This window comes from Lysinibacillus sp. FJAT-14222, assembly GCF_001278875.1.
GTDB classification, from domain to species: domain Bacteria; phylum Bacillota; class Bacilli; order Bacillales_A; family Planococcaceae; genus Lysinibacillus; species Lysinibacillus agricola.
In genome coordinates this window covers 121,918-148,302 of record NZ_LIYL01000024.1, presented here as the reverse complement: position 1 = coordinate 148,302, position 26,385 = coordinate 121,918, and the positions used below count along the sequence as shown (strand labels likewise).

The following is a 26,385-nucleotide window of genomic DNA, read 5'->3' as shown; positions in this document are numbered from 1 at the left end:
GAGGAAAAGGAATGGCATTTACAGAGCAACAATATGTTGAAATGAGTTCGAAATTACAACAAGTAAAGGAAGAAATTCATCGCTTTATCGTCGGACAAGAGGACGCCATTGATTATACATTATACGCAGTCCTTGCTGATGGGCATGCATTATTAGAGGGCCTACCGGGTTTAGGGAAAACGATGTTAATCCGTACAATTTCTGAAGTACTAGATTTATCATTTTCGCGAATTCAATTTACACCAGATTTAATGCCGGCGGATATTACAGGAACAAGTATGATTGAGCGCACAGCTGACGGCAAGCAGCAGTTTACGTTCCAGGCAGGTCCGATTTTTAGCCAAATGGTATTAGCGGATGAGATTAACCGAGCAACACCAAAAACACAAAGTGCACTGCTTGAAGCTATGGGTGAAAAAACTGTAACAATTTTGGGAGATACAAAGAAGATGGCAAGACCATTCTTCGTGTTAGCAACACAAAACCCGATTGAGATGGAGGGAACATACCCTTTACCAGAAGCACAAATGGACCGTTTCCTATGCAAAATTCTTGTGCCGTATCCTGAGAAAAGTGAACTAATGGAAATTATGAAGCGTACAACAGGCGCTATGGAAATTGGTTTACAAAAAATCATGGATACAGAAGCACTTATTGAAGCGCAGCAAATGGTGAAGGAAGTACTGGTTGCTGATGAAATGCTCGAATTTGCGACGGACCTTGTTGTGGCTACCCATCCTGAGAGAGTGGATGCCATTGATGAGGTCAAGCAATATGCCATGTATGGTAGCGGCCCTCGAGGTTTACAAAGTTTAATCAAATTAGCGAAGGCAAGGGCGCTTATGAATGGACGTTTCCACGTTTCTGTAGCAGATATTAAATCTGTGGCTAAGCCAGTGTTACGCCATCGTATGCTGTTGAATTATGAAGGGGAGGCTTCAGGTAAAACAGCAGACGATGTGATTGATATCATTTTAGAAAAAGTACAGCAAGGTGTTAGCAGGTGACACAAAAATTATTATTGCCCGAGGATTGGTTAGCGAAAATAAGTCGCTTCCAAGTGGCAACGGCCTCCAAATTACGTGGGCAGCACAAGGGCTCGCACCGTTCGCAACGCTTCGGGGCATCGCTCGATTTTTCAGATTTTCGTGAATATCATTTAGGTGATGATGTACGTCAGGTGGATTGGAACGTCTTCGCGAGAACGGATAAATACTTCATCAAACGTTTTTTAGATGAACAAGAAATGCGCGTACACATTTTGTTAGATACAACGAAATCGATGGGCGATCAAGCAAAATGGACTTTTGCCCGGCAAATTGTCACCTCACTAGGGCTAATGGTGCTCGGTCGCGATGATCGCTTATCATTTTCTTTTCTACAGGATGAGGTGAAACCACCGTTTCGTCGTAAAGGTGCCATGTATCGTCGCGCCTTTTTACAGGTAGTCACAGAGATTGAGCAAGCAACTTATACAAATAGCTTCGCACAGGGAGCTTTCAAAGCATTGCCTAAGGATAGTACCGTACTATTTATTGTGACGGACGGACTTGAGCCAATCGAGGAATGGGAGCAACTTTTAAAAAGGCTACCACGCTTTGCAGGGGATGTCCGTATTTTGCAAATAGTTACGCAAGAAGAAATAGCACCCGAATATACGGGCGATGTACGCTTACTTGATCGTGAAACGGGCAGAGATGTAAATGTTACGATGTCTTCTAAAGTTCTGGACACATATATGGCAAGACGTGTATTACATGAAGAGGAATTTGAGGCAATTTGTCGGCGCTTCGGTGTTCGACAATTACAGCTTAAAGTAGAGGATGGATTGCAGCATGCCATCTTCCAACAATTATTAAAAGCACATTGGATTAGGTGAGGTGAGCCGTATTGGGCTTTAGTCAAATACTTTTTAGCTGGACGGCCATCATCCCGGTCATTGTCCTTCTATATTATTTCTTTAGAAAAAAATATACCGATCAAACCGTATCCTCCACACTTTTCTGGTCGGAAATTATGCAAGAAACACGTGTATCACCATACTTAAAACATTTACAAAAAAATGCACTGCTTTATTTGCAACTGCTAGCTCTTCTTATACTTGTACTGGCATTAATGAATCCTTACGTTAAAAAGTCGACGATTGTTGGGGCGCAGACGATTTTCATTGTGGACACGTCTGCGACAATGTTAGCAGGGAAAGAGCAGTCAACATTTGACACACATAAAAAAGAAATGCTGTCATTGATCGATGAGCTTGATGGAAGACCTGTGACACTCATTACAACAGGCAATACGCCAAAAGCTATATTGCAGCAGGAAACGAATACAAAAGATATTGAAAAAGCCATTCAACAGTTACACGTAACATATGAAACAGCTCAAATGAATAAAGGTTTAGATGTGGCACAGGCTTTTGTCGGTGATACACCAACATCTATTTATGTCTTTACAGATGCGCTCGATAAAAAGCAACTACCGATGGAAAAAGATACGGTGAAGTGGATCGTAAAAGGGTCTGCAAAGGATTTAACAAATATCGCAATGACACGTTTTGCTGCTACTACAGATGGACAGTCTGCAATGGCGCTTGTACAGTTACAAAATGATACGGACCAAGAGCAACATGTAACACTTTCGCTAGAAAATGCGGAGGGTAATGAGATAGTTGCTGAGAGTGTCACATTACCACCGAGTGAAGCTGTAACAAAAACATTTAAAGACCTACCGTTAGAAGATACGATGACTGCCAAGATAGATGCTAAGGACGATTACGCTGTTGATAATTCACAAACTGTATTGCTACAAACAGCTACTTCAAAAGTAGTCATCGATCAAAGTATGCATCAACTCATTCAAAAAGGCTTTCAAACGATTAATAGCAGTGTGAAAATTGTTCCGTCTCTACAAGTAGCTGACAGTCAGGATGCCACAGTGGTGACAAATCAAACGACGCTACTCGAAAAAATGGACAAGCCTATCGTATTATTTGGACGGGATGACGTTGAAAAGGTTGAAGCAACTGGAGGAGTCGGTACTACAAGTGATGCATTGTTTGCGTTTAGTGAGTTAAAAGATATTTATGTCAGTGCTGTATATCCCGGATTCGATGACTATAAAACGATTGCATCAGTTGGAGATCAGCCATTTATTCAACGTTCACCTGAAGGGGATATTGTCATATTAGCCGATATTGCCGATACAGATTGGCCGTTACACCCTTCATTCCCATTATTTCTATGGAGTGCTGAACAGCAGCTTTCAGAATCAATTGATTCACTTGGTATTTTTACGCCAAATGAGCAACGAGCAGTTGCTTTAGCGCAGGGGGATTGGAGTGTGTATTCGCAGGAAGATGAGTTTTTATCGTCCATTACGAATGGTCTATTAACAGCTCCAATGAAGCCAGGAATTTATTCAGCTCGCTCAAATGATGAAGAAAAGCGCTTCATCGTGCAGCTTCAAGCGCAAGAGCGTGTCATTGAAAAAGGGACAAGCTATACGCTTGGAGAGCTTCAGGACAATGGTAAGGAAGAAATATCGAAAACTTCGTTCGTACCTTGGCTCATCCTCATTATTTTAGTATTACTTGTTTCAGAGTGGGAGGTGCAACGACGTCGTGGATTTACGAATTGATATGCCATTAGCATTGTTGCTTTTACTTCCGTTGCTTATGTATTTTGGATGGACCTATTGGCGTGAGCGTCAGCGACTAAAAAAGAGTCATATCGTCGTACTAGGTATTCGTATTGTGGCAGTAGGCTGTTTGGTTTTTGCACTTGCAGGGCCCTATATTTTATTGCCCGTAAAGGAAGAACAAGTATTATTTTTAGTTGACCGTTCTGCTTCAATGAATGGTACCGATGATGAGATGGCCAATTTTATAGCGGAAAGTTTACAGTCGAAAAATGATGAACAGCTTGCAGGGATTTATTCTTTTTCATCGACATTACAAATGGAAGCCATTTTATCGAATACTTTAAAGGAAGTGCCGAAGTTTACAACCATAAAAGCAACAGATCAAACAAATATTGAACAAAGCCTACAGCTCGCTTCAGGTATTGTAGATCCGAAAAAAGCAACACGACTTGTGCTCTTAACGGATGGCAATGAAACAAAAGGAGATGCCTTAGAATTTGCATTAAAGTTTAAAGGGTCGAATAGTAGTGTTGATGTAGTTCCATTTAGTCAACCTGTTACTAACGATGTATCACTGAAAAGCTTTGTAACCCCACAGGTTGCTTATGTAGGTGAACAGCAACAGTTAGTCACTGAGATTAATGCAACTGCAGCAGAACAAGGCGAGCTATTATTATACGAAAATGATAAGCTTATTCATCGTGAGGCAGTGGAGCTTGCTGAAGGGTCAAATATTTTTACGTATAAACATGCCGCAACGGCTGAAGGACTTGTAAAATATGAAGCACTCGTGCAGGTTGACCAAGATGCAATTTTTGAAAATAATAAATTAACGAGTGTCACGATGGTACAAAGTGAACCGCATTTATTAATTGTTAATGGCTATGACACGGCATCGCCAATCGCTGCAGCACTTGGCAGCCAATCAATTTCCTATGATGTTGTGGATGCTAACAGTTTGCCAAATGAACTTTCTAGTTATTTACAATACAATGCCATCATTTTTGATAATGTACCAGGGCATTTAGTAGGCGAGGAAAAAATGAATGTTATTGAACAGGCAGTGAAAAATTTTGGTGTCGGGTTTACAATGGTTGGTGGCGAAAATAGCTTTGGCTTGGGCGGCTATTTTAAAACACCAATCGAAACTTTACTACCTGTTGAAATGGAGATTAAAGGTAAGGAACAATTACCGTCATTAGGACTTGTTATCGTGCTTGACCGCTCTGGAAGTATGCATGGAACGAAGCTAGAGCTCGCGAAGGAAGCGGCCGCTCGTTCAGTCGAAATGCTACGAGATGAGGATACGCTCGGGTTTATTGCCTTTGATGATAAACCGTGGGAAATTATTGAGACAGGACCACTTGGCAATAAGGATGAAGCAGTAGATACCATTTTATCTGTAACACCAGGGGGCGGCACTGAAATATATGGATCACTTGCTAAAGCTTATGAAAATCTAGCTGAATTAAAGCTACAGCGTAAGCATATTATTCTCTTAACGGATGGACAGTCACAGTCAGGTAATTATGAAGACTTAATCGCACAAGGAAAAGAGAATGGTATTACACTATCAACGGTTGCAATTGGTCAGGATGCAGATGCCAACTTACTTGAAGCACTTAGTGAAATGGGCAATGGGCGTTTCTACGATGTTGTTGATGAGCAGACAATCCCTTCTATTTTATCTCGTGAAACTGCCATGATTTCACGCACATATATTGAGGATAATCCATTCTATCCAACTATATATAATGCATCTGCATGGAATACATTATTTACGAATGGTGTACCTAAAATGAATGCTTATATCGGTACAACAGCAAAGCAGGGAGCCTCTGTTATTGCAGAAAGCGAGAAGGAAGATCCAGTGCTAGCACAGTGGCAATATGGTCTTGGCAAGACATTCGCCTTTACTTCTGATTCGACAGGAAAATGGGCAGGGGACTGGGCAAGATGGCAAGAATGGGGCACATTTTGGCAAACGCTTATTTCACAAATGCTACCAAGCTATAACGATGTTGCCTATGATGTACGTCTAGAGTCAGACGGCTCATTTGTCATCACTGATCCAACAAATGAAGCGGCGTTTTTAGATATTGTTGCTGTTAATGAAGCCGGTGAAGAACTTGAAACACAGCTTGAAACAATGTCAGCGTCACAAGTGCGAGCAGTCGTACAAGCAGAGCCGGGACTAATCTTCTTCCGCATTGCCGATGAAGAACAGGCTATTTACCAAGCAGGCTTAAGTGTACCTTATAGTGCTGAATATGAATTACGCCCAGTCAATGAAAAACTAGTGGAAGAACTAACGAAGCAGACAGGCGGTTCCGTTTTGAAAGAGCCGAATGAAGTGTTCCGTGAATTTACTAAAAAAGGTGCGGAACGCCAAAATATTGCAACATGGCTCCTATTAGCAGGTATGCTACTATTCTTCATGGATATTACTATTCGACGCTTTGGTTGGGGCTTCCTAACAAGGCCGAAGAAACAAGAACAGCTTGTAGAGGAAAAACCAAAACAGGCAGAGGACACAAATGTTGCCCAGCTATTAAAGGGCATGAAAAAACGACCCTAACAAAAAACGATGGTGCATGCTTTATAGCAATGAGCCATCGTTTTTTGTCATTCTATTTGGCGGGCTATCATTGAGAGTTGGGAATGATATTTGTTAAAGCTTCTATCATGAATAATTAGTTGATCTTCGTTCCGATTGGTCGACTCCTTGGGGATTAGCAATAGAGGAACGAAGGCTAAAAGCATCACGTCCTGTGATAACGCCTTCGTGACCAACATCGTGTTGTTGCTGTCGCTACGCTTTCGCACAGAAAAAAACGCACATTGCTGCCGCTACGTTAGCACTGCGCTTTCGGATAAAAAACATTTGTTGGCCCGAGACCCTGGAGCGAAGCGAAGCGGCTCATCGAACGCTCCCAGTCGGAACGGAAATCAACCCCACGTTATGTTGATGAGCTAATTTTAGATTGCTACTTTTATGAAATTAGAGAATTTTTTTGTGATAGTGAAATTTTCCTTGTAAATAATATACACAAATGCAATAATGGATTATAGTAATAAAATATTACTATCATTTTAAAGTACTATGGATTTGGAGGATCTGACATGACCAATATAATGAATTCATTTGGTTTTCTAAGTTTTAAGCTAGCAGAGGCTCTAGAGGATAATCTCGAGAAATATATTAGCGAAAAATTTCAAATGAAATCCAGAGAAGTCGGGATCATGATGGCAGTAAAAAAAACTTAGCCAAATTCAAATAGGGCAGATATTAAAGTTGGATAAAAATAGTGTTCGCTTTTTTATCGATGGTCTAGAAGAAAGAAATTATGTTTATAGGGAGAAAAATCAAGAAAATAGAAGAGAGAATTTAATATGCCTTACAGAACAAGGTGAAAGTATGGCAGAAGAATTATGGAAGACCCTTTCGATTTCTGAGAATGATGTTTTAAACGTACTTACATTGGAAGAAAAAGAACAATTGAAAGGCATATTGACAAAAGTATATGAAAATCGTGCATAGGGTTTAACTTCTTTCAGCAACCTGCTGAAATAGAGGAACTCAGTCTAAGAACGCCACGTCCTGTGGCAACGACTGAGTGACCAACTTCGTGTTGGCCTAAAGCCTCCGGCGGATGTCGCGGATTTGGAAATGAGTTCACATAGGATGTTAGCCTAAAATCATCGCATCCATGCGATAACAGCTAACTGACCTGCATCGGTAAAAACGCCACGTCCTGTGGCATTACCGAAATGACCAACATCGTGTCGGCCCTCATGCAGGCCTAAGCACAAAGCCGAATCCGGACGCAATTATGCCGAGGCATAATTGATAACCTTATCAATAAAAATGAAAGAGTGATGACAGATGAAAGCAGTAGAGGTTATGAAGGAGTATTTAAAAAGAGCACAAGAAGAGGGTCAAGATTTATCTGATATGTATGCAGATCATGGGGAATTGAAAAATTTTAAAGGTGAAGTTTTTAAAGGAAGAAAAGAAATACAGAATTTTTACACGTCACCTATGCCGAAAGGGTTTAAATTAACTATTCAAAATATTGAAGGCGATGATATAAAATGTAGTGCTATCGTTTCGACTACTTGGGATGGTTTGCCAAATCCAGTGATTTTGGAAGAAAGGCTAATTCTTGAAAATGAAAAAATAAAGTCGTTTACGATGATCCCAAAATAAAAGGAGAGCTCTTCCTATGACTGAAAGAGACACGAAATATTGGATTGGCGTGGTATCTCTCAATCATGTGCAAAAAGGGGTTGAGGGAGGATTCGGCCAGTTATGCCATGGCAAAGAGAGACCTTTGAAACGAATGCAAAAAGGAGATTGGATCATTTATTATTCTCCTAAAAAAAGTCTAGATGGTAATGAGCCTGTAAGAGAGTTTACCGCAATTGGAAGGGTAAAAGACGAGCGAATTTACGAGTTCCAAATGGCAGAAAATTTTATTCCTTTTAGAAGAGATATAGACTTTTATAAAGAGGCAAAGTCTGTACCAATAAAAAGGATCTTAGATTATTTAGAATTTGTAGAAGATACATCGAAATATGGCTATAAATTCAGATTTGGTCATTTTGAAATAAGTAAAAAAGATTTTTTATTAATTGCTCATGAAATGGGATTACCATTGAAGTATGAATGATTTTGGTTGGACAAAAAACGTTACTTTCTTAATTAATTGCCATTAAGAAGTAACGTTTTTATATTGCCGTAAATCATTATTTAAGTAGAGTGTTAAGATTAGTTACAAACATAGTCTTGCGCAAATTGCTAGCAATGACAATGCCCAGGATAGCACCAATGGTACTTGAGGTTAAAAAGGCTGGCATGAAAAATAAAGCAGCAACGGATGTCCCCATTACTAAATGTGCGTAAGGTACTGCAATGAGTGAGGCAATAATACCTGTTCCAAACATTTCACCGATACCTGCGAGCCATTGTTTGCCGCTGTATTTATAGGCAAGAGCTGCACATAGAGCACCAATGACACTGCCGGGTATAGCTAATAATGAGCCTGTGCCTGTTAAAATACGAATAATAGCTGTGACAAAGGCGACCATAACAGTAGGCACTGGTCCAAGAATAATAGCGCCAATAACATTAATGGCATGCTGTACAGGGTAGGCACGTGCAATTCCCGTTGGTATAGATACGAAGGTAGAACCTGCTACGGCAATTGCTACTAATAAGGCCATGATTGTTAATTTTCGAATTGACATAATTTCCACTCCTTTTTAGTATTTAGTGAATCGTTGATAAACCAGACAAAAAAAGCCGCTTCCTAAAAACAATAGGAAGCGGCCTTGCATTTACATATTTAAAAAGCAAGTGTCGCCACTTCCCTCCGCTAGTGTGAACTAGATCAGGTTCAAAGGGTCCGTATATGATCATATACGTCTCGGCCTTTTAAAGACTCCCCTAGTGGTAATAATAGAATTTAATTTTTACATAATAATGTAGTATACTACTAAAAATAGTCAATAACTTTTCAGACTAATTTGTATCAGGATGCATTAGATGCGGTGCTTTTTTCATTGTCCAAATAAGGGCAAGGAAGAAGCAAGCCATTAAAATAATAGACCCGAAAATATAAGGACTGTTCATATTCCAATCGAATAATAAACCTGCTAAAGCTGGACCAATCATATTACCAAGACTCATATATGCATTGTTGAGACCAGCTGCAAAGCCTTGTTCATTTTCAGCAAGCTTTGAAATCAGTGTGTTGACAGCTGGACGAATCAATGTCGTAGCTGTAGAGAAGATTGTCGCTACAATTAAAATAAGTGCAAAGCCAGATGCGAATAATATTAAGAAAATCGAAACGGATGCAATAAATAAATTGACTAACACTACTTTCATTTCGCCGAATCGATTAAACAGCGGTGTAATAACAAATATTTGTACAATAACACCAAAAGCGCCACCTACAACTAATATAATAGCGATATCTGTAGGTGTGTAATTAAACTTGTCTGTAACAAATAATGATAATGTTGTTTGGAAGTTAGCGATTCCGAATGAGAAAACAAGCATGATAATTAGCATGACAAAATAAGGCATTCGGACTGAACGGACCATTTGCTTTGCAAGATTATCTTGCTTCTGCGCTTTTTTCGCTGTGTTTGGTTTTGTAGCAGGTAATAAAAAGAACGATAAAATAGCTGCTAAGATAGCTGCACATCCAGCAGTATAAAATGGAAAATGCAAGCTAACTTTTGAGAGGAATCCACCGATGCCTGGTCCAATCATAAAACCAAAGGACATTGCTGCCCCTAGCATACCCATTCCTTTACCTCGTTCCTCATAAGTCGTGACGTCTGCCACAAAAGCCATTATAGGAGGTGCCACAAATGCAGATCCAAGGCCACCTAAAAAGCGTGCCAAGAAGAGCATCCACACATCTGTAGAAAGCCCAAAACCAATTTGTGCAAGTCCTGTCACTATAAGACCGAAAATAATGAGATTTTTTCGACCGTATTGATCCGAAAGATTCCCAGCAATTGGAGAAAAAACGAATTGTGCCAAGGCGAACGTTGCAATCAACATGCCAAGAATTTGTCCTGCAGCACCAAATAGTTTTAAATATTCAGGCATGACAGGAATAATAATTCCAATACTCCCCATTGCGATAAACATATTAAACATTAAAATATACAAAGCCGCCTTATTAGACTTCTGCTGGGTCATCGAATACCCCCTTTTTAATCAAATATACTACAGTCTACCACAAGGCTTGTACGTTTGCTATTGACTAGAAGTCTGAAATAAGAGAAATTGCTAGTAAAGTTGTGGGGATTCTTTTTGTTAAACAAATACTGCCCCCAGTTTTCCTCTAGAAGTTTACCTCCAGCGCTAAACGAAAAAAGCTGTTCTCAACGTTAGTAACGTAAGAACAGCTTTAAATAGGTTATCGTATACTCATTTTAAATTCTAAAAACAGCTCATTGTATTTGCCTAAATAATCTGGGCCTAAATTTTTATATACCTCTAATGTGTCGCGTTGTTCTTCAGTAGGATAGTAGCGTTCATCTGATACAACTTCTTTATCCATTAACTTCATCGCTTCAATATTAGGAGTAGAGTAGCCTACATAATCGGCATTTTGAGCACCGGATTCAGCTTTAAGCATAAAATTAATGAAGGCATGTGCTCCATCTATATTTTTTGAAGTTTTTGGAATGACCATATTATCAAACCATAAATTCGAGCCTTCTTCTGGTACAGCGAAGTCTAGGTCTTCGTTTTCGGACATCATATCTGCTGCTTGACCAGACCAAGTAAGGGCAACAGCTGCCTCATTATTAATCATCAGCGGTGTAATTTCATCTCCGATAATGGCTTTAACATTTGGCGCCAATGTTATCAGTTTATCAGTAGCTTCACGTAGCTCATGGCCATTTAAAGAGTTGAGAGAATAGCCAAGACTGTTTAAGCCCATACCGATCACTTCACGTGCACCGTCTACTAAAAAGACTTTTCGATTTAACGAAGGGTCCCATAAGTCATCCCAAGAAGAAAAATCTAAATTACCAACGAGCTTTGGATTATAGACAATGCCGACTGTTCCCCAGAAATATGGAACAGAATATTTATTGTCCTCATCAAATGGTAAATCTAAAAAGTAAGGATCGATATTTTTTAAATTAGGGATTTTCGTTTTATCTAAAGGAATAAGTAAGTTTTCTTCCTTCATTTTTTCAATCATATATTCAGAAGGTACTGCAATATCATAAGCCGTACCACCTTGTTGAATTTTTGTCATCATTGCTTCATTTGAATCAAACGTCTCATAAATAACATGAATACCTGTTTCTTTTTCAAATTGCTTTAGCAAATCTGGGTCAATATATTCTCCCCAGTTAAAGATTGTTAACGTATCTTTCCCACTTTTCCCACCGCCGGCACTTAGGGCGTCAGCAGCATAGAACAAAAGGGCGGAAACGACAAGGATGGCGATTGTTGCTTGAATTAATTGCTTCATTGAGTTCCCCCCGTTCTTTTACTAGCGCGGCTTGTAATGAAGTAATAGCCAACTACGACGATAACCGTTACAAAGAATACTAAACCAGAAATAGCGTTAACCGTTAAGGAAATACCGGCACGTGCCATAGAGTAAATTTCAACAGATAATGTACTAAAGCCGTTACCTGTCACGAAAAACGTCACCGCAAAATCATCTAAAGAGTACGTTAAGGCAAGGAAGAACCCTGCAAAAATACCAGGTTGAATATACGGTAAAATAACACGCATCATCACATCTTTTTTCGTTGCACCTAAATCTAATGCAGCGTCGATTAATGATTTATTCATTTCTAACAGTTTCGGTAAGACCATCAGTACAACGATTGGGACACTGAACGCTACATGTGCTAGTAACACAGAAGCAAAGCCTAATTTAATACCAATCATTGTGAATAAAATTAAAAAGCTTGCACCAATAATGACGTCCGGGCTAACAATTAACACATTGTTTAAAGAAAGTAGAGTGTTGCGCATTTTTGAATTTTTAACAGTGACAATGCCAATGGCACCTAGTGTCCCGATGACTGTAGAAATCAATGCAGAAAGCAATGCCACGATGACTGTATTAATTAAAATAACGAGTAAACGTGAATCCTCAAACACGGCTATATAATGTTCTAACGTAAAGGACTCAAAATTATTCATCGAGCCACCACTATTGAACGAATAAAAGATTAAATAGAAGATAGGTGCATATAAGACGATAAAAACAATCGCTAAATACACTCTTGCTGACGCAGATAGTTTTTTCATCGTACGCGACCTCCTTTATCCTTTTGCCCCGTAATTAACATAATGATAACCATGAATAAAATTAAGAAAACAGCAATTGTTGAACCCATTCCCCAGTTTTGGGTCACAAGGAATTGTTGTTCAATAGCTGTACCAAGTGTAATAACACGGTTTCCTGCAATTAAACGAGTAATCATGAAGAGTGATAAAGCAGGGATAAATACAACTTGAATACCTGATTTAACACCGTCCATTGTTAGTGGCAACACAACGCGACGGAATGTAGTAAGGGCAGATGCCCCTAAATCACGTGCTGCGTAAACAAGAGTCGGATTTAAACGATCCAATGAGTTGAAAATCGGTAAAATCATAAATGGAATAAAAATATAAACGGATACGAATACAAAGCTAATGTCAGTGAATAGCATCTGCTGTGGATCAAAGCCAAATACTTCGATAAATGCATTTAATGGACCGTATAAGCCAAAAATCCCGATAAAGGCATATGTTTTTAACAAAAGATTAATCCAAGAAGGAATAATAATCAGTAAAAGCCAAAGCTGCTTATGCTTCGTTTTTGTTAAAAAATAGGCTGTTGGATACGAAACAAGTAACGTAAAGAACGTAATTAAAAACGCATACCAGAACGAACTTAATGTCATTTTTAAATAGACAGAAGTAAAGAACGCTTTATAGTTATCGAGCGTGAAATTGCCATGTATATCTAGTAGGGAATAGTAAACAACAAGTGCAATCGGCGCGATAACGAAAAGTGCGATCCATAAAACATATGGAAATAAGGCTGATTTCGAAGTCTTAGTTTGCATCTTCGTCGTCTCCATAAGCTTCTAAACGTTTATCGAATTCTTCTTCTGTCTCATTTAAGCGCATAACATGAATTGCTTCTGGATCAAAGTCTAAGCCAATTTCTGTCCCTACTTCAGCTTTTTTCAATGAATGCACGAGCCATTCATTTCCATCCTTGTCGTACGTGGATAATTCATAATGCACCCCACGGAACAATTGAGTATCAACTTTAACGACAAGTTTGCCTTTATCGATTGTTGTCATTTCTAAATCCTCTGGGCGAATGACAATATCAATTTTTTCGTTTGGCTTCATACCTTGGTCGACACATTCAAAAACTTTACCGGCAAATTCTACTTTAAAATCTTCAATCATCACACCAGGAACAATATTTGATTCTCCAATAAAATCAGCAACGAAGCGGTTAATTGGCTCATCATAAATATCTACTGGTGTACCTGATTGTTGAATTTCACCTTCACTTAAGACAAATATTTCATCACTCATGGCAAGGGCTTCTTCTTGATCGTGTGTAACGAAGACAAATGTTTTCCCGAGTCGTTGCTGTAATTCGCGTAACTCATACTGCATCTCTGTACGCAGCTTTAAATCTAAAGCAGAAAGAGGCTCATCAAGTAAAATCACTTCAGGATCATTCACAATCGCACGAGCAATAGCAACACGTTGACGTTGACCACCGGACATTTCAGAAATTTCACGATTGCCATAGCCTGCTAAGTTAACGAATTTTAATGCTTCAGCAACACGGTTTTTAATTTCACTTTCAGGAAGTTTTTTGATGCGAAGCCCAAATGCGACGTTTTCAAAGACATTCAAATGAGGGAACAACGCATAATCCTGAAAAACAGTATTTACTTGGCGTTCATTTGCTGGTACTGAGTTGATTTTTTTATCGTGAAAATAGATATCTCCTGTAGTCGGTTCTGTGAAGCCAGCAATCATACGTAAAATAGTTGTTTTACCACAACCAGAAGGACCTAGTAGTGTATAGAATTTCCCTTTTTCTAGCTCCAAGTTAATGTTTTTTAAGACGACCGTGCCGTCATTATAGGACTTTGAAACATTTTCAAAGCGGATAATCGAATTCGTTGTCATAGATGCGCCTCCTTAAGCTATAAATATGAATCCGTTGCGACAAGTAAAATTTTTGTTTCTCCAGTATGTGCATTAAGAATTTGATGATGATCTGTCGCGTCAAAATAGAGTGCATTGCCTTTACTTGCTATATACTGTTCATTTCCCAAAACGAGACGAATACGCCCTTCGACAACATAAATAAATGTTTCCGAGAGCGAGGGCTCAAACTGTTTGAATTCACCATCAACATCAAGTGTTAAGAAAATGGGCTCCATCTCTTTTTCATTTGATGTAGGAATGAGCCACTGAATTTCATATTTTTTTTCTTCGTCTGTATAAGTGGATTGATCTTCTTCTGTATATACAACCTTTTGTTCAGGTGATTCATCATCGAAAAATTCCTTAGGTGTTGACCCTAAAACTTCTAATAGTGAAAATAGCGTTTCAATGGAAGGTGAATTTAGATCACGTTCTAATTGTGAAATATACCCTTTACTTAAATCTGTACGTTCTCCAAGCTCCTCTTGGGTAAGACCTTTTTTTAAGCGAAGCGCTTTGATTTTTGCTCCTATTTGCATCTTTTCCCTCCTAGAAGAAGTTTAGCAATCATAAACTTTTGAAATACGAAGTTTACTTTAACGAAACTTTTAGTTTACTAAAACCATTACAATTATACATAATAATAAAGAATTTGCAATCGTTTTTTTATGAAAAAAAGTAGAAAAAATTTTTAGAAATTATACATAAATGATGTGTGAAAAAAATTGGCTCATCACCAAAAGTTATGGATGACATTTGCCATGGATATAGGTTGATTGGAGTGGAGGCTGGGCAACTCCTTGGGGCTCAGCGCCAAAGATGAGTACCTGGAGCCGGCAGAGGAACGAAGGCTATAAATATCACGTCCTGAACATCGTGCTGTTGCTGTCACTACGCTTTCGCACAAAAAACACTTGTTGGCCCAAGCGGCTCATCGGACACCCCTGGAAAGTGCCCAGTCGGAACGGAAATCAACCCGACGTTATGGTGATGAGCTGAAATATTGTTAATTCTAGAATAAAATTGTGAAAAATAGCTAATAAATATGCTGTAGTAGCCATTCCACTTAGGAAATTGACAAAAATTTGTCAGACAATTTCAAACATGTACTTTTATGAAGTTTACTTGTTTGAAAAACTACGATTACTCTGCTATCGTAGAAGACGAGTTCGCTGGTGCGAATGGAATATATACACTACATATTTAATCGGAGGGATTTATTATGGCAGAACGCATGGTAGGTAGACAAGCACCTGACTTTACAATGGAAGCGGTACTTTCAGACAAATCATTTGGTAAAGTATCATTAGAAGACATTAAAGCACAAGACAAATGGACAGTTCTTTTCTTCTATCCAATGGACTTCACTTTCGTATGTCCAACAGAAATCACTGCAATGAGCGATCGTTACGACGAGTTCGAAGACTTAGATGCAGAAGTAATCGGTGTTTCTACTGATACAATTCACACTCACTTAGCTTGGATTAACACTGACCGCACTCAAAATGGTCTTGGTGAGTTAAAATATCCATTAGCAGCGGATACAAATCACCAAATTTCAAAAGAATATGGTGTATTAATTGAAGAAGAAGGTATCGCACTACGCGGCTTATTCATCATCAACCCAGAAGGTGAATTAAAATACCAAACAGTATTCGATAACAACATCGGCCGTGATGTAGACGAAACTTTACGTGTACTTCAAGCTTTACAAACTGGTGGTCTTTGCCCAGCAAACTGGCGCCCAGGTCAAGCAACTCTATAATTTAAGTAGGGTTTTCATGTCAGGCTTTGAACTGAATTCAAGGCTTGACGAAATTGATCATTCAAAAATAAAGAGTCCCCACAAACTTGCTGTGGGGATTTTTTTAAACTTGATAGAGAAAAAGGAGAATGTTTTATGAAACTTCGTGAACAAATGCCTGAACTTGTAGGCGCAACGACTTGGTTAAATGGTGAAGTAACAAAAGCAGGTTTAGTAGGAGAAAAACCTACGTTAATCCACTTCTGGTCGGTTAGTTGCCATTTATGTAAAGAAGCAATGCCAGATGTGAACAATTTCCGTGATCAATACAAGGATGAGTTAAACGTTATTGCTGTGCATATGCCACGTTCTGAGCAAGATACAGATTTAGAAACAATCAAATCGGTAGCAGCAGAATTTGATATTGTACAACCAATCTTTGTTGATAACGAATTAAAGCTAACAGATGCATTTGAAAACCAATACGTACCTGCGTATTATGTTTTCGATAAAGATGGTCAGCTTCGTCACATGCAAGCTGGTGGTAGCGGTATGAAAATGCTAGAAAAACGTGTAAATCGTGTTTTAGATGAAATGCGCAACGCTGAATAATGTAATGCCAAGGCGAGGATATTTTTTCCTCGTCTTTTTTAATGTAAAAATATACTTAATTTGTGCGCCCGGCATGCCTATGAACTATAGGGTGCAAGTCCTGAACCCTGAAGACAGAAGTAGAGGATACAAAAGAAATGTAGTTCCCTAAATTTGATTTTAGAGGTAGAAATGAATAATGATGAAAAATGTAACAAAAGCTGAACTAAATGAAGTCATAAAAGTAAGGTGTGGTGTGGAATGAAGGATTCTCATAAGATTTACAATACGGCGGTAGAGGCAACTTTGGAGGTAATTGGAGGTAAATGGAAACCTGTAATACTCTTTCATCTGACATTTGGCAAGAAACGTAACAATGAATTGAAAAACTTGATACCTGCAATTACTCAAAAAATGTTATCGCAGCAACTTCGCGAGCTTCAAGAGGAAGGCGTCATCTTACGCACTTCTTACAATCAGGTTCCACCAAAAGTCGAGTATGAGTTGACCGACTACGGTTGGAGTCTAAAAGAGATTCTCCATCTGATGTGTAGGTGGGGGGATTCGCATTTAGAAAGAAAGTACGGGGGAAGGGCTACCGTTCTGGCCAACCCAGAGCTTGGAGACAAAAATGACATATAAGGGCTCATCGGTGATAGTTATAATTTCTCGCCCAATAATTTAAACTCCGTAACCAACTTTTCATTTAGTTTTTCTGCTTGGACTTTATTATTTAAAAGATTAGGTGCGATTTTTCCAACTTTCCCTTTATAAGAACGATTTTTTTCATACGAACGAGATGTTGGTTTGAAAGAAGCTGAACTAGTATGGCTAGAATCTGAATAAAAAAGAAGTTGAAATATCTTAATGAGGCTTTGAAATAAAGTACGATGATTATAAAAAGGATGAACTGAACCCATTTGTATATGAATGGATTTTATTTTTCGTATTGTATTTATTCAGAACGTCTCTTCAAGTGGAAGATCCACGTTTTAATAAATTGAACTTAAATCCTATAATGTATATTATAAATCAAAATAAAATTGATAGTAGGTGATTTATTAGTGAATAATAATTTGCTTCTAATAAAGAATTTTAGCAAGTTGACTGGCTTATCACGAAAAACTTTGTATCTGTATGATGAACATAATATTTTGAATCCAGTGTTTGTTGATCCAAATAATGATTATCGATATTATGATAAGAATCAGTTACTAACTGCTAAACGAATAAATTTATTAAAAAAAGCAGGATTTAGCTTAAATGAAATCAGTAAAATCATCCATAGAAAGTTATCAGATGATGAAATAAATAATTTGATAGAAGAAAAGCTTCAGTTGGAAATGAATAAGATAAAAGATGCAAATCAAACAATAAATAATTTGAAAGCCCTGAGTCCTGCAATTATGATGTTAAATAATGAAGTCCAAAAAGCGTATTTAGAATCATTGATCGTATATGAATATGAATTATTACCAAATGAAAATATATGTGTAGCGCTGAATAACATCGAGGAATTAGTTAGCGAACTTAATGTTAAAAAGAATGAAAAAATCATCAAATATAAACTGATGGATAATAAAATTCACCCTATTCGTGTCGCTGTACAATTGGAAAATCACAAATTGAGTCAATCCGGAATCACAAGTTATTTTGGTTTTCAAACGCAAAAGATTATTTATGAAATTGATCCTTATCAAGAAGAATCGGTATTAAAAATAAATGAGATCATGAAAAATAACGAAATAGAATTATCTGAACCATATATTTATGAACGTATATTAAACCCAGATGATTATCTATATTCCTCCAAACGCCTATCGGAATTTATTTTTCCGTCTAAGTATTAAGTAATTGACCTTCCCCCTTAGGTTAACCCTTACACTCTCTTTAAAGGGAGGTTATATTACGTGAAAAAAAATAATTATGCATTAGTAACAGGAGCTTCTAGAGGGATAGGAAAGGCAATCGCAATCCAACTTGCAAATGATGGATTCAATTTACTATTACATTATAATCAAAATATTGAAAAAGCTAATCAAGTCAAAGAAGAAATTGAATCAATTGGCAGACAAGCACATTTAATTCAAGGTGATTTTAATTCCAGTGAAGGAATTAAAGAGTTTATCAAAAAAATCAAAAAAATGATAATCCAGGATAATAATGTATCATTGCATACAATTGTTCACAATGCTGGACATGCTACATCAAATGGATTTGGAGACGTGGATTATGATGAGTTCGATCGGCTATTTAATGCAAATGTTAAAGCACCATATTTTATCACACAATCTTTAATCGGACTTATCGAATCCAATGGTAGGATAATAAATCTATCATCAGGTGTGACACGTATCGCGTTTCCACATATGATGGTATACAGTATGACAAAAGGCGCTATTAATACAATGACGTTTACATTAGCAAAGGAATTGGGTGAAAAAGGAATTACGGTTAATTCCATAATGCCTGGAATTATTGATACGGATTCAACTGCTAACTGGTTGCATACAGAAGAAGGTCAAGAAAATGCAAAGAATATGAGTGCTTTAAAAAGAGAGGGTCAACCAGAAGAAATTGCAAATGTTGTTTCATTTCTAGCGAGTGAAAAAGCGAGTTTTATTACTGGGCATAATATGGATGTAACTGGTGGAAGCCATCTGTAATTAGGTAAATGTTTTAACTAGAGACTGATTAAAATCATGAATTTTAAAGTGTAATAAGCATAATTAAATTCGATAATTAGCATTAAACAGTCTGTTTAACGGTATTGAGGATCACGAAATTTCTTAAATTTATATCTATTTACAAAAAGGACAGATGAAATAATTATTTAGACGTTTTCATATAGGATTCATGGTAATTAATTTGATCAATCCTTTTTTATAAAAAAATAGCGCTTTTCGAAAGTTGTTTCACCATGCGACTCATAATTTTTCACTCACTCGTAAAATACACTCGAAGCAACACCTTAAGATTTGGCAATTGTTTTTCCACCTTCAGTCCCCTTTAAATATCTTTTCCCTCTTGTATTTTTTCTATAGAAGAAAATTTAGCCATAGAAAACTGCACTTCCAATTGTTAGACTGTGTCTAACAATTGGGATGCAGTTCATATAAAAATGCCGGCTTTTCGTTTATGGAATGATTTTACGTTTGCGAAAGTCGTCGAAGATGTTCATAAACATCGCTTCGGTATCGACGTATTCATGAAAACCTAAGCGACGGGCCTTAGTTCCGTCAGCGAAGAAATCGTAATTCCAAGAGAACACGAAATCACCGAATCCCCAGGAGGATACGTCTTTATAGGAATGCTGAGCAAGCCCGTGTTTCTCGACCATTTTGTTCCAAAGATGCTCCTTGTCCGCCATGACAACGTCCAGGGACATCTGCAATGGAGGCGCCGTTTCCAAGCCGAAGTAGTGAGCAATTTTCGGCCATAATTCATTCCAGCGGAATAAATCGCCATTCGTGATGTTGAATGCCTGATTAGCACAACGATCTTCAGTTGCCGCCCATACTGTTGCCTTCGCGAGAAGTCCAGCATCTGTCATCTCCAAGAGGCTATCGTAAGCACCCGGCTTGCCCGGAAACCGCAACGGCAGTCCAAGTTCCTTCGAAATTGAAGCGTAGATCGCAATAACCATAGCGAGGTTCATTGGATTTCCAAGCGAGAAGCCGCAGACTACAGAAGGACGGAGCGCCGACCAAGTCCAAGCCTTACCTTTTTGCCTTTGTTCTAAGAAATCTTGCTGATCAACATTGAACTCGGGCGGCATATGGTTAGCGTCTGTCTCACGAGCCGGAGTCTTGAACGGACCGAGGTGTGCGCCATATACCTTGTAACCCTGCATCAAACTTACATGTTTTAAGCCTGGTGCGGCTGACTCGATCACTTCTACGGTATTTACTAGCATGGTGAGATTAGGGGGAACAAGTTCGGCCCAAGTTGGACGGTCCTGATAGGCGGCATAGAAGATGTGTGTTACCTCAGTTAAATTGCCTAACTTCTCCCAGGTGTCGTCTATATTGAGTAGATCCGCAGCCACATACCGGACATGGCCAAAAGATTCTCCACCTCGACGCGATACGCCTATCACTTCCCAATCAGGGAGAGTAATTAGGTGATCAATGAGGTTGCGACCGATGACACCATTTGCACCTACAACTAAGGCGACTTTGCGTGTTGATTGAGATTCATTATTCATAGTGTTTTAGCTCCTTTTATAATCTGCTTTGTTCACTGTTATTTTGCATCAAGGAACCACACTTGAGAAGTACGCACTTTGAAGTGCCATAAGCACTTTTTTGTAATCTAACAGTGCTCTTAAGACGAGTATGCGGAAGAATACTCAGGATTTTAAAAGATTTTTTAAAAGACTATATTGATATCTGATTTGCGAAAAATAAGTATGGGATTATGTAATTAAACAATTACTTTTCTGAAAGGTGTTATACATGTTTACACTTTGAAATGAAACAACTTTATTGTCTACACACTATTCTTATACTGGGTGATTACGAGGCTTTTGGAGAGGAAAATATTATACAAATACACGAGCAAGGGTTTCAAGCAGGCTTCTTTGATGAAATCCTGAAGGAACGTAGTGTTTCGGTTCATCCGACAACCATCATGCGCTGGGGTCATGAATATGGCAACTTGATCTACCATTTAGGGGAACGGTCTCTCTCACTTAGCACTAAATGGGGAATGGGTGAAAACGGAATAATATGGGGTATTTCGAATTATTTGGCTCATCACCAAAATCCGGGGATGACAAAATCAATGACCTGTTTCCAAACGTAAACGGAGGAAAAGATGGGCATCATTTCGGTAGCCAAAACCACGTCTTTTGATGAGCTTAATTTTATTATTTGTGCCTTCCATAATGCCGTTTGAGAAAGGTGAGTATATGGTATCTACCATTGCTTTCTCACGAACAATCACGGTTTTAGCTATCTTTGAAACTACACCACTTGTGTGAAATTGATAGCGTTCGAGCCAGTTTTTTAAGCGCTTTGTTGCTTGTGTATCCGTTGTAGCTTTTAACACATAACGCATGTGATTCAATGCTTGATAGATATGCTTTGTATAAAAATCTTCCCGTAGCCATTCACGCACAAAACCACGTTCTTCCTCTGTTAACTCTAATTGGTGACACTCTTTGCCATCGGTTCGGTTCTAGCGGCCATTCCCCTTGTTACATTAACAAGAGGATGGAGGCGAAAGAAAGTGTTGTTACTGGCATTATGTATCCTATTTCTTGCAAATATAGCAACGGCAATATCTTCTCATTATGTCCTCATCTTAGGATTACGCTTCCTTGCGGGAATGTCCACCGGTTTGCTATGGGGACTTGTGGCCGGATATGCGCGCCGGATGGTAGCACCATCTTTACAAGGGCGTGCGTTGGCAATTGCAGGGACAGGGCAACCAATCGCTTTGTCATTAGGGCTACCCATGGGTACTTGGTTGGGATTGTTTTTGGAATGGCAATCTATTTTTATCATTATTGGTGTGCTTACACTTTTCTTGATGGTATGGATATATATAAAAGTGCCAGATTTTTCTGGACAATCTGCTCAACAACGACAACCTATTTATGAGATTTTCCGATTGCCTGGCGTTCGCCCGATATTGTGTGTCGTCTTCGTTTGGATCTTGGCTCATAATATTCTCTATACCTATATCGCCCCATACATGACGTATGTTGGACTTGCTAATTACGTCGGTCTCGCTTTACTAACGTTCGGTATCTCATCGATAGTAGGAATTTGGGTGATGGGGGTATTTATTGATAACTATTTACGGCTGATGTCAATAATCAGTCTTGTTGGTTTCGCCATTGCGTCACTTGTGCTAGGAATTGCAAATGGTTTACCATTACTCATTTTTATTGGAATAGCAGCTTGGGGTTTGACATTTGGCGGGGCACCAACATTATTACAAACGGTCATAGCAGATGCTGCTGGAGAAGGAGCAGATGTGGCTCAATCTATTTTTGTCACCATTTTCAACCTTGCAGTAGCTGGAGGTGGATTTGTTGGCGGAATGATGCTGAATCAATTTGGAGCGAGTTCTTTCCCATGGATACTCGTATTATTAAGTCTCATCGGTTCCTTGATTGTGTATGGAGGAAAAACACATGCATTTAAGCCTAATCGAAATCAAATCGATGGTAATTAATAATCTTTTCACTTTTATTGCGATTCCATTTATTTATGTCAAATACACATCCATAAGTTTATTACCTTTCAATGATGCAAACGGAAGTACCGAATACATCGTCTATTTTGACGTGTTTCGGTACTTATTTATTTGCCCAAAACAATTGGAGGTAAATTGTTTTGCAGTTATTAGATAAGCTAATAGATAAATAGGTAATAATGCCAAAAATAGAAAAAATTTAATGAACAACATGGTATAAAAGAAAGGATTACTTAAAATCACAACCTGATGACGTAACTCGAGCGTTCAAAGGAGTACCATGAGCAAAGAAGAGAACCGAGTGCTCTTAACTATAACCAGGTATTTGTCTTTTACTGATGAATAGTATCTTGTTTTGACGATACATATAGCAGAGAATGCGTTACAATAATGGTATAGTAGTTTTCGGAGGGATTTTTTATGATGAAAAAAGAGTTTGCTGTCATTGGACTTGGACGTTTTGGAGGAAGCATTGTTCGCGAACTAATGAGTCAAGGCGCACAAGTTATGGCGATAGACCATTCCTCAGAGCGGGTAGACGAGTTTGCTTCTATTGCCACACAGGCTGTTATCGCAGATTCAACAGATGAATCGGTATTAAATTCATTAGGTATTCGTAATTTTGAGCATATTATCGTAGCGATTGGTGAAGATATTCAGGCTAGTATTTTGACGACTATTATTTTAAAAGAAATTGGTGTTCAGCAGATTACTGTAAAGGCTCAGAATGACTACCATGAAAAAGTACTGCGCAAAATTGGTGCAGATTTTGTCGTTCATCCTGAGCGTGATATGGGGATACGTATTGCCAATAATATGCTGTCCAATACAGTACTTGATTATTTAGAGCTTTCGGATGAACATTCAATTATGGAGCTTAAGGCAAATGATGCGATTGCAGGTTACTCTATTATGGATTTAGATATTCGTGCAAAGTACGGTATTAATATTGTAGGTCTTAAGCGTGGTGCAGATATAATCGTTTCTCCGCAGGCGAGTGATAAAATTTTGCTAGGGGATATTATGCTTGTCATTGGTGCGGATGTAGATATTAATCGCTTTGTCAAAAAAGCATTGAACGGGTAATTAAAAATGAATAAACGAAGATGGAAACTAGTCATATTTGCTGCAATTATACTTATTGGTGCTTTTACAATGCAGTTTCGTGAAAAAAATGAGGAAGAGGTTATTTCTAGTATTTTAGATCATGCAATAGAAATTGATGCAATCGAATTATATAAAGGAGAGCACTCCTTATTTCGAACAACAGGTCAAGATGCAACAGCCTATATAGAAAACTATCCTCTAAGCCATGTCAAGAAACTAAGCAAAAACGAAAGAGCTATATTTGAAGAAAAACCAGTCTATCATATTGTCTACGAAATTAAAGATGAGCCATTATATGAGGTAGATATTTTAAAGGTTGCTATTAGCTCTGAGCTAAGTGAAGAATTACAGCAGATGGTTTTTAATATTGGAGAACAGCAATATTTAATATATTGGGCAAAAGAGAAAAAGGCACTTGAACAATCATTAAATACGCAACGCTTGCTTGAACAATATGTTAAATAAAAAGGGTAGTGATACAGCAATTAAGCTGTCATCACTACCCTTTCTTGTAGTTAAGGAAACTATAGATTTTTTGCCTGTGGATAACCTAGAGCATAGTCGGCGTCTAAGTAAAGCGCTACAACCTCGAGGTCGCTTAGATCCCTCGGGCAAAAGTGGTGGAGCGTTTACTTTTGTTTCGGGCTCTCGAGAGCTTTAGCGCATTTGTTCTTAGGACACAATAGTATTTTTTCCTTGAAGTGCACGTTCTTGCATTTCTACATCAAACTCTTTTTCAGATTTTGATACGACAACACAAGCTACACCGTTACCAATTAAATTTGTTACGGCACGTGCCTCAGACATGAAGCGGTCAACACCAATTAGTAGCGCAATCCCTTCGACTGGGATCATAGGGAAGGCAGCAAGTGTCGCTGCTAATGTGATAAAACCAGAACCTGTTACACCAGCGGCACCTTTAGATGTAATCATTAAAATCCCAAGAAGTGTAATGATTTGAATCCACGTCAAGTCCATTCCGTATGCTTGTGCAATAAATAATGCAGCCATTGATAGGTAGATAGAAGTTCCATCAAGATTGAAGGAATAACCGGTTGGTACTACTAATCCAACAACTTGCTTAGAGCAACCAAAGTTTTCTAATTTACGCATCATAGATGGTAAGGCCGATTCAGATGATGAAGTACCAATTACTAAGAAAATCTCCTCTTTTAAATATGCAATAAATTTGAAAATGTTGAAGCCGAAGAATTTAGCGATCGTACCTAAAACAAAGACTACAAATAAGAACATTGTAATATATACTGCAGCCATTAATAGACCTAAGTTGCCTAACGATTTCAAACCAAAATTACCAATCGTATAGGCCATTGCACCAAATGCGCCGATTGGTGATATTTTCATCACCATACTTACGATCTTGAAGAAAATTTCTGCCACTTGTTCAAAAAATGTAATGACAGGTTTTGCAGGTGCGCCAATTGAGGCAGCGGCTAAGCCGAACAATATTGCAGAGAATAAAACAGGAAGTAATTGCCCTGCTGCAAGTGCACCTACTACGTTCTCAGGAATGATGCTAGAGATGAAGGCGCCAATGCCTTGCTCAGTTTCTGCTGCTGCAGTTGTATATTTTGAGATATCAGCTTCGGAAGCACCTGATGTATCTAATCCTGTACCTGGGCTAACGATTAATGCAACAGTAATCCCGATTGCTAAGGCAATAGTAGAGACAATTTCGAAGTACAGTAACGCCTTTCCTCCGATTTTCCCAACCTTTTTCATATCTCCCATACTGCCGATTCCGATTACAACTGTTAAGAAGATAATAGGAGCGATTAACATTTTAATTAGCTTGATGAATAAGTCTGCCAAGATTTTAAGGCTTGCACCAAACTCAGGGAAGATGGCTCCAACAATAACCCCTAAAATGATCGCAGCGATAACCTGAACAGTCAAATTTTTCAGTAATTTCATTTTATGCTACCTCTTTTCTGAATTTTCTTTTTGATATCGTTTTCACTAGATTTATCATAGCGAATCCTTTTTACAAAAAGAGATTTAGAAAATAAGAAACATATCGTTCATTAAGTACATTCACTAACATTTTCAATGAAATGTAGTGTTTTCAATATTTCAAGCTGTTATGGTACGCTATAATTAATTTACTATTGTTATAATACAAAAATAATTAATGATAAAATATTTAGTTTTATATCAATTTTTTGTAATATTGTTCATTAAGTTCATGACTTTCTCTTGCTTATGTCAACTAAAGGTGTTGTCAAAAGAATTTTTTGAAGATAATCTTAAAAGCATATCATTTGTAAAAGTGACATTCTGAGCTTGAGTAAAACCCCACTGATTAAGCTTCTCTTAATAGTGCATATGCTGATTGGAAAGGAAG

Annotated in this window: 25 protein-coding genes, 2 pseudogenes and 1 riboswitch; of the genes and pseudogenes, 17 read left to right on the top strand and 10 right to left on the bottom strand. The window is 38.2% G+C overall.

The genetic code is table 11. The features are described 5' to 3' along the window. The first annotated feature begins 11 nt into the window (after window positions 1-11). The 8 genes from AN161_RS12775 (at window position 12) to AN161_RS12745 (ending at window position 8,312) form a co-directional block, all read left to right on the top strand. A complete protein-coding gene (locus tag AN161_RS12775) occupies window positions 12-1,007 on the top strand; it encodes a MoxR family ATPase (protein ID WP_053594740.1) in 996 nt (331 codons plus the stop codon). Further along, complete coding sequence (locus AN161_RS12770; protein ID WP_053594739.1) at window positions 1,004-1,879, top strand: DUF58 domain-containing protein; 876 nt, start codon at window positions 1,004-1,006, stop codon at window positions 1,877-1,879. The genes AN161_RS12775 and AN161_RS12770 overlap by 4 nt, the downstream gene beginning before the upstream one ends. A gap of 11 nt (window positions 1,880-1,890) precedes the next feature. Continuing rightward, entirely contained in the window at window positions 1,891-3,636 is a 1,746-nt protein-coding gene (locus AN161_RS12765) for a BatA and WFA domain-containing protein (RefSeq protein ID WP_053594738.1), read from the top strand. Beyond that, entirely contained in the window at window positions 3,620-6,217 is a 2,598-nt protein-coding gene (locus tag AN161_RS12760; protein WP_053594737.1) for a VWA domain-containing protein, read from the top strand. Before AN161_RS12765 ends, AN161_RS12760 begins: the two co-directional genes overlap by 17 nt. A gap of 545 nt (window positions 6,218-6,762) precedes the next feature. After that, window positions 6,763-6,906 carry a hypothetical protein gene (locus tag AN161_RS29650; RefSeq protein ID WP_158003020.1) on the top strand — a complete coding sequence of 48 codons (144 nt, stop codon included), beginning with the start codon at window positions 6,763-6,765 and terminating at the stop codon, window positions 6,904-6,906. A 28-nt stretch (window positions 6,907-6,934) separates the two neighbouring features. Next, window positions 6,935-7,180: a hypothetical protein gene (locus tag AN161_RS12755; RefSeq protein WP_053594736.1), complete on the top strand. Its 246-nt coding sequence runs from the start codon at window positions 6,935-6,937 to the stop codon at window positions 7,178-7,180. 345 nt (window positions 7,181-7,525) lie between these two features. Next, window positions 7,526-7,849, top strand: a complete 324-nt coding sequence (locus AN161_RS12750; protein WP_053594735.1) for a hypothetical protein — start codon at window positions 7,526-7,528, stop codon at window positions 7,847-7,849. A 16-nt stretch (window positions 7,850-7,865) separates the two neighbouring features. Further along, window positions 7,866-8,312 carry an EVE domain-containing protein gene (locus tag AN161_RS12745; protein ID WP_053594734.1) on the top strand — a complete coding sequence of 149 codons (447 nt, stop codon included), beginning with the start codon at window positions 7,866-7,868 and terminating at the stop codon, window positions 8,310-8,312. Window positions 8,313-8,388: 76 nt separating this feature from the next. Here AN161_RS12745 and thiW read toward each other — a convergent pair whose 3' ends face one another. The 7 genes from thiW to AN161_RS12710 all read right to left on the bottom strand — a co-directional run bounded on the left by thiW (window position 8,389) and on the right by AN161_RS12710 (window position 14,910). After that, complete coding sequence (thiW, locus tag AN161_RS12740; RefSeq protein WP_053594733.1) at window positions 8,389-8,889, bottom strand: energy coupling factor transporter S component ThiW; 501 nt, start codon at window positions 8,887-8,889, stop codon at window positions 8,389-8,391. A 103-nt stretch (window positions 8,890-8,992) separates the two neighbouring features. Then, window positions 8,993-9,100, bottom strand: a riboswitch (TPP riboswitch). Between the two features lie 63 nt (window positions 9,101-9,163). Continuing rightward, complete coding sequence (locus AN161_RS12735) at window positions 9,164-10,360, bottom strand: MFS transporter (RefSeq protein ID WP_053594732.1); 1,197 nt, start codon at window positions 10,358-10,360, stop codon at window positions 9,164-9,166. 220 nt (window positions 10,361-10,580) lie between these two features. After that, window positions 10,581-11,654, bottom strand: a complete 1,074-nt coding sequence (locus AN161_RS12730; RefSeq protein ID WP_053594731.1) for an ABC transporter substrate-binding protein — start codon at window positions 11,652-11,654, stop codon at window positions 10,581-10,583. Next, the gene (locus AN161_RS12725) at window positions 11,651-12,448 is read right to left on the bottom strand and encodes an ABC transporter permease (protein WP_053594730.1); all 798 of its coding nucleotides are present in this window, start codon (window positions 12,446-12,448) and stop codon (window positions 11,651-11,653) included. The genes AN161_RS12730 and AN161_RS12725 overlap by 4 nt, the downstream gene beginning before the upstream one ends. Then, entirely contained in the window at window positions 12,445-13,254 is an 810-nt protein-coding gene (locus tag AN161_RS12720) for an ABC transporter permease (protein WP_053594729.1), read from the bottom strand. The genes AN161_RS12725 and AN161_RS12720 overlap by 4 nt, the downstream gene beginning before the upstream one ends. Next, window positions 13,244-14,350 carry an ABC transporter ATP-binding protein gene (locus AN161_RS12715; protein WP_053594728.1) on the bottom strand — a complete coding sequence of 369 codons (1,107 nt, stop codon included), beginning with the start codon at window positions 14,348-14,350 and terminating at the stop codon, window positions 13,244-13,246. The genes AN161_RS12720 and AN161_RS12715 overlap by 11 nt, the downstream gene beginning before the upstream one ends. Before the next feature lie 17 nt (window positions 14,351-14,367). Further along, entirely contained in the window at window positions 14,368-14,910 is a 543-nt protein-coding gene (locus tag AN161_RS12710; RefSeq protein WP_053594727.1) for an XRE family transcriptional regulator, read from the bottom strand. Window positions 14,911-15,593: 683 nt separating this feature from the next. Between AN161_RS12710 and AN161_RS12705 the strand changes: the two genes are divergently transcribed. From AN161_RS12705 to AN161_RS12685, 5 genes are all read left to right on the top strand, one after another. Then, window positions 15,594-16,136, top strand: coding sequence for a peroxiredoxin (locus AN161_RS12705; RefSeq protein ID WP_053594726.1), 543 nt, complete (start codon window positions 15,594-15,596; stop codon window positions 16,134-16,136). A gap of 135 nt (window positions 16,137-16,271) precedes the next feature. Next, a complete protein-coding gene (locus AN161_RS12700) occupies window positions 16,272-16,727 on the top strand; it encodes a thioredoxin-like domain-containing protein (RefSeq protein ID WP_053594725.1) in 456 nt (151 codons plus the stop codon). A 240-nt stretch (window positions 16,728-16,967) separates the two neighbouring features. Continuing rightward, the gene (locus AN161_RS12695) at window positions 16,968-17,348 is read left to right on the top strand and encodes a helix-turn-helix domain-containing protein (RefSeq protein ID WP_053594724.1); all 381 of its coding nucleotides are present in this window, start codon (window positions 16,968-16,970) and stop codon (window positions 17,346-17,348) included. A 422-nt stretch (window positions 17,349-17,770) separates the two neighbouring features. Then, a complete protein-coding gene (locus tag AN161_RS12690) occupies window positions 17,771-18,556 on the top strand; it encodes a MerR family transcriptional regulator (RefSeq protein ID WP_053594723.1) in 786 nt (261 codons plus the stop codon). Window positions 18,557-18,616: 60 nt separating this feature from the next. Continuing rightward, window positions 18,617-19,372, top strand: coding sequence for an SDR family oxidoreductase (locus tag AN161_RS12685; RefSeq protein ID WP_053594722.1), 756 nt, complete (start codon window positions 18,617-18,619; stop codon window positions 19,370-19,372). 470 nt (window positions 19,373-19,842) lie between these two features. On the opposite strand, the gene AN161_RS12680 is transcribed toward AN161_RS12685, so the two are convergent. Beyond that, window positions 19,843-20,913, bottom strand: a complete 1,071-nt coding sequence (locus AN161_RS12680; RefSeq protein WP_053594721.1) for an SDR family oxidoreductase — start codon at window positions 20,911-20,913, stop codon at window positions 19,843-19,845. Between the two features lie 266 nt (window positions 20,914-21,179). Between AN161_RS12680 and AN161_RS30590 the strand changes: the two are divergent. Further along, window positions 21,180-21,389, top strand: a pseudogene (locus AN161_RS30590) (hypothetical protein); the annotation flags it as partial. 99 nt (window positions 21,390-21,488) lie between these two features. On the opposite strand, the pseudogene AN161_RS12670 reads toward AN161_RS30590, so the two are convergent. Then, window positions 21,489-21,842 (bottom strand): annotated as a pseudogene (locus AN161_RS12670) (transposase); the annotation flags it as partial. A gap of 18 nt (window positions 21,843-21,860) precedes the next feature. On the opposite strand from AN161_RS12670, the gene AN161_RS12665 reads away from it, so the two are divergent. From AN161_RS12665 to AN161_RS12655, 3 genes are all read left to right on the top strand, one after another. After that, window positions 21,861-22,892: an MFS transporter gene (locus tag AN161_RS12665; protein WP_241774559.1), complete on the top strand. Its 1,032-nt coding sequence runs from the start codon at window positions 21,861-21,863 to the stop codon at window positions 22,890-22,892. Between the two features lie 444 nt (window positions 22,893-23,336). Next, window positions 23,337-23,999: a TrkA family potassium uptake protein gene (locus AN161_RS12660; RefSeq protein ID WP_053594807.1), complete on the top strand. Its 663-nt coding sequence runs from the start codon at window positions 23,337-23,339 to the stop codon at window positions 23,997-23,999. A gap of 6 nt (window positions 24,000-24,005) precedes the next feature. After that, a complete protein-coding gene (locus tag AN161_RS12655) occupies window positions 24,006-24,485 on the top strand; it encodes a hypothetical protein (protein ID WP_053594717.1) in 480 nt (159 codons plus the stop codon). A gap of 207 nt (window positions 24,486-24,692) precedes the next feature. Here AN161_RS12655 and AN161_RS12645 read toward each other — a convergent pair whose 3' ends face one another. Next, complete coding sequence (locus AN161_RS12645) at window positions 24,693-25,955, bottom strand: dicarboxylate/amino acid:cation symporter (protein ID WP_053594715.1); 1,263 nt, start codon at window positions 25,953-25,955, stop codon at window positions 24,693-24,695. Between the last annotated feature and the right edge of the window lie 430 nt (window positions 25,956-26,385).

Bases quoted from the DNA above. Each gene is read 5' to 3' on its own strand.
- AN161_RS12720 (WP_053594729.1), bottom strand. From the start codon at position 13,254: ATGCAAACTAAGACTTCGAAATCAGCCTTATTTCCATATGTTTTATGG.
- AN161_RS12775 (WP_053594740.1), top strand. From the start codon at position 12: ATGGCATTTACAGAGCAACAATATGTTGAAATGAGTTCGAAATTACAA.
- thiW (WP_053594733.1), bottom strand. From the start codon at position 8,889: ATGTCAATTCGAAAATTAACAATCATGGCCTTATTAGTAGCAATTGCC.
- AN161_RS12730 (WP_053594731.1), bottom strand. From the start codon at position 11,654: ATGAAGCAATTAATTCAAGCAACAATCGCCATCCTTGTCGTTTCCGCC.
- AN161_RS12680 (WP_053594721.1), bottom strand. From the start codon at position 20,913: ATGAATAATGAATCTCAATCAACACGCAAAGTCGCCTTAGTTGTAGGT.
- AN161_RS12725 (WP_053594730.1), bottom strand. From the start codon at position 12,448: ATGAAAAAACTATCTGCGTCAGCAAGAGTGTATTTAGCGATTGTTTTT.
- AN161_RS12705 (WP_053594726.1), top strand. From the start codon at position 15,594: ATGGCAGAACGCATGGTAGGTAGACAAGCACCTGACTTTACAATGGAA.
- AN161_RS12700 (WP_053594725.1), top strand. From the start codon at position 16,272: ATGAAACTTCGTGAACAAATGCCTGAACTTGTAGGCGCAACGACTTGG.
- AN161_RS12745 (WP_053594734.1), top strand. From the start codon at position 7,866: ATGACTGAAAGAGACACGAAATATTGGATTGGCGTGGTATCTCTCAAT.
- AN161_RS29650 (WP_158003020.1), top strand. From the start codon at position 6,763: ATGACCAATATAATGAATTCATTTGGTTTTCTAAGTTTTAAGCTAGCA.
- AN161_RS12750 (WP_053594735.1), top strand. From the start codon at position 7,526: ATGAAAGCAGTAGAGGTTATGAAGGAGTATTTAAAAAGAGCACAAGAA.
- AN161_RS12710 (WP_053594727.1), bottom strand. From the start codon at position 14,910: ATGCAAATAGGAGCAAAAATCAAAGCGCTTCGCTTAAAAAAAGGTCTT.
- AN161_RS12645 (WP_053594715.1), bottom strand. From the start codon at position 25,955: ATGAAATTACTGAAAAATTTGACTGTTCAGGTTATCGCTGCGATCATT.
- AN161_RS12715 (WP_053594728.1), bottom strand. From the start codon at position 14,350: ATGACAACGAATTCGATTATCCGCTTTGAAAATGTTTCAAAGTCCTAT.
- AN161_RS12660 (WP_053594807.1), top strand. From the start codon at position 23,337: ATGAAAAAAGAGTTTGCTGTCATTGGACTTGGACGTTTTGGAGGAAGC.
- AN161_RS12695 (WP_053594724.1), top strand. From the start codon at position 16,968: ATGAAGGATTCTCATAAGATTTACAATACGGCGGTAGAGGCAACTTTG.
- AN161_RS12735 (WP_053594732.1), bottom strand. From the start codon at position 10,360: ATGACCCAGCAGAAGTCTAATAAGGCGGCTTTGTATATTTTAATGTTT.
- AN161_RS12655 (WP_053594717.1), top strand. From the start codon at position 24,006: ATGAATAAACGAAGATGGAAACTAGTCATATTTGCTGCAATTATACTT.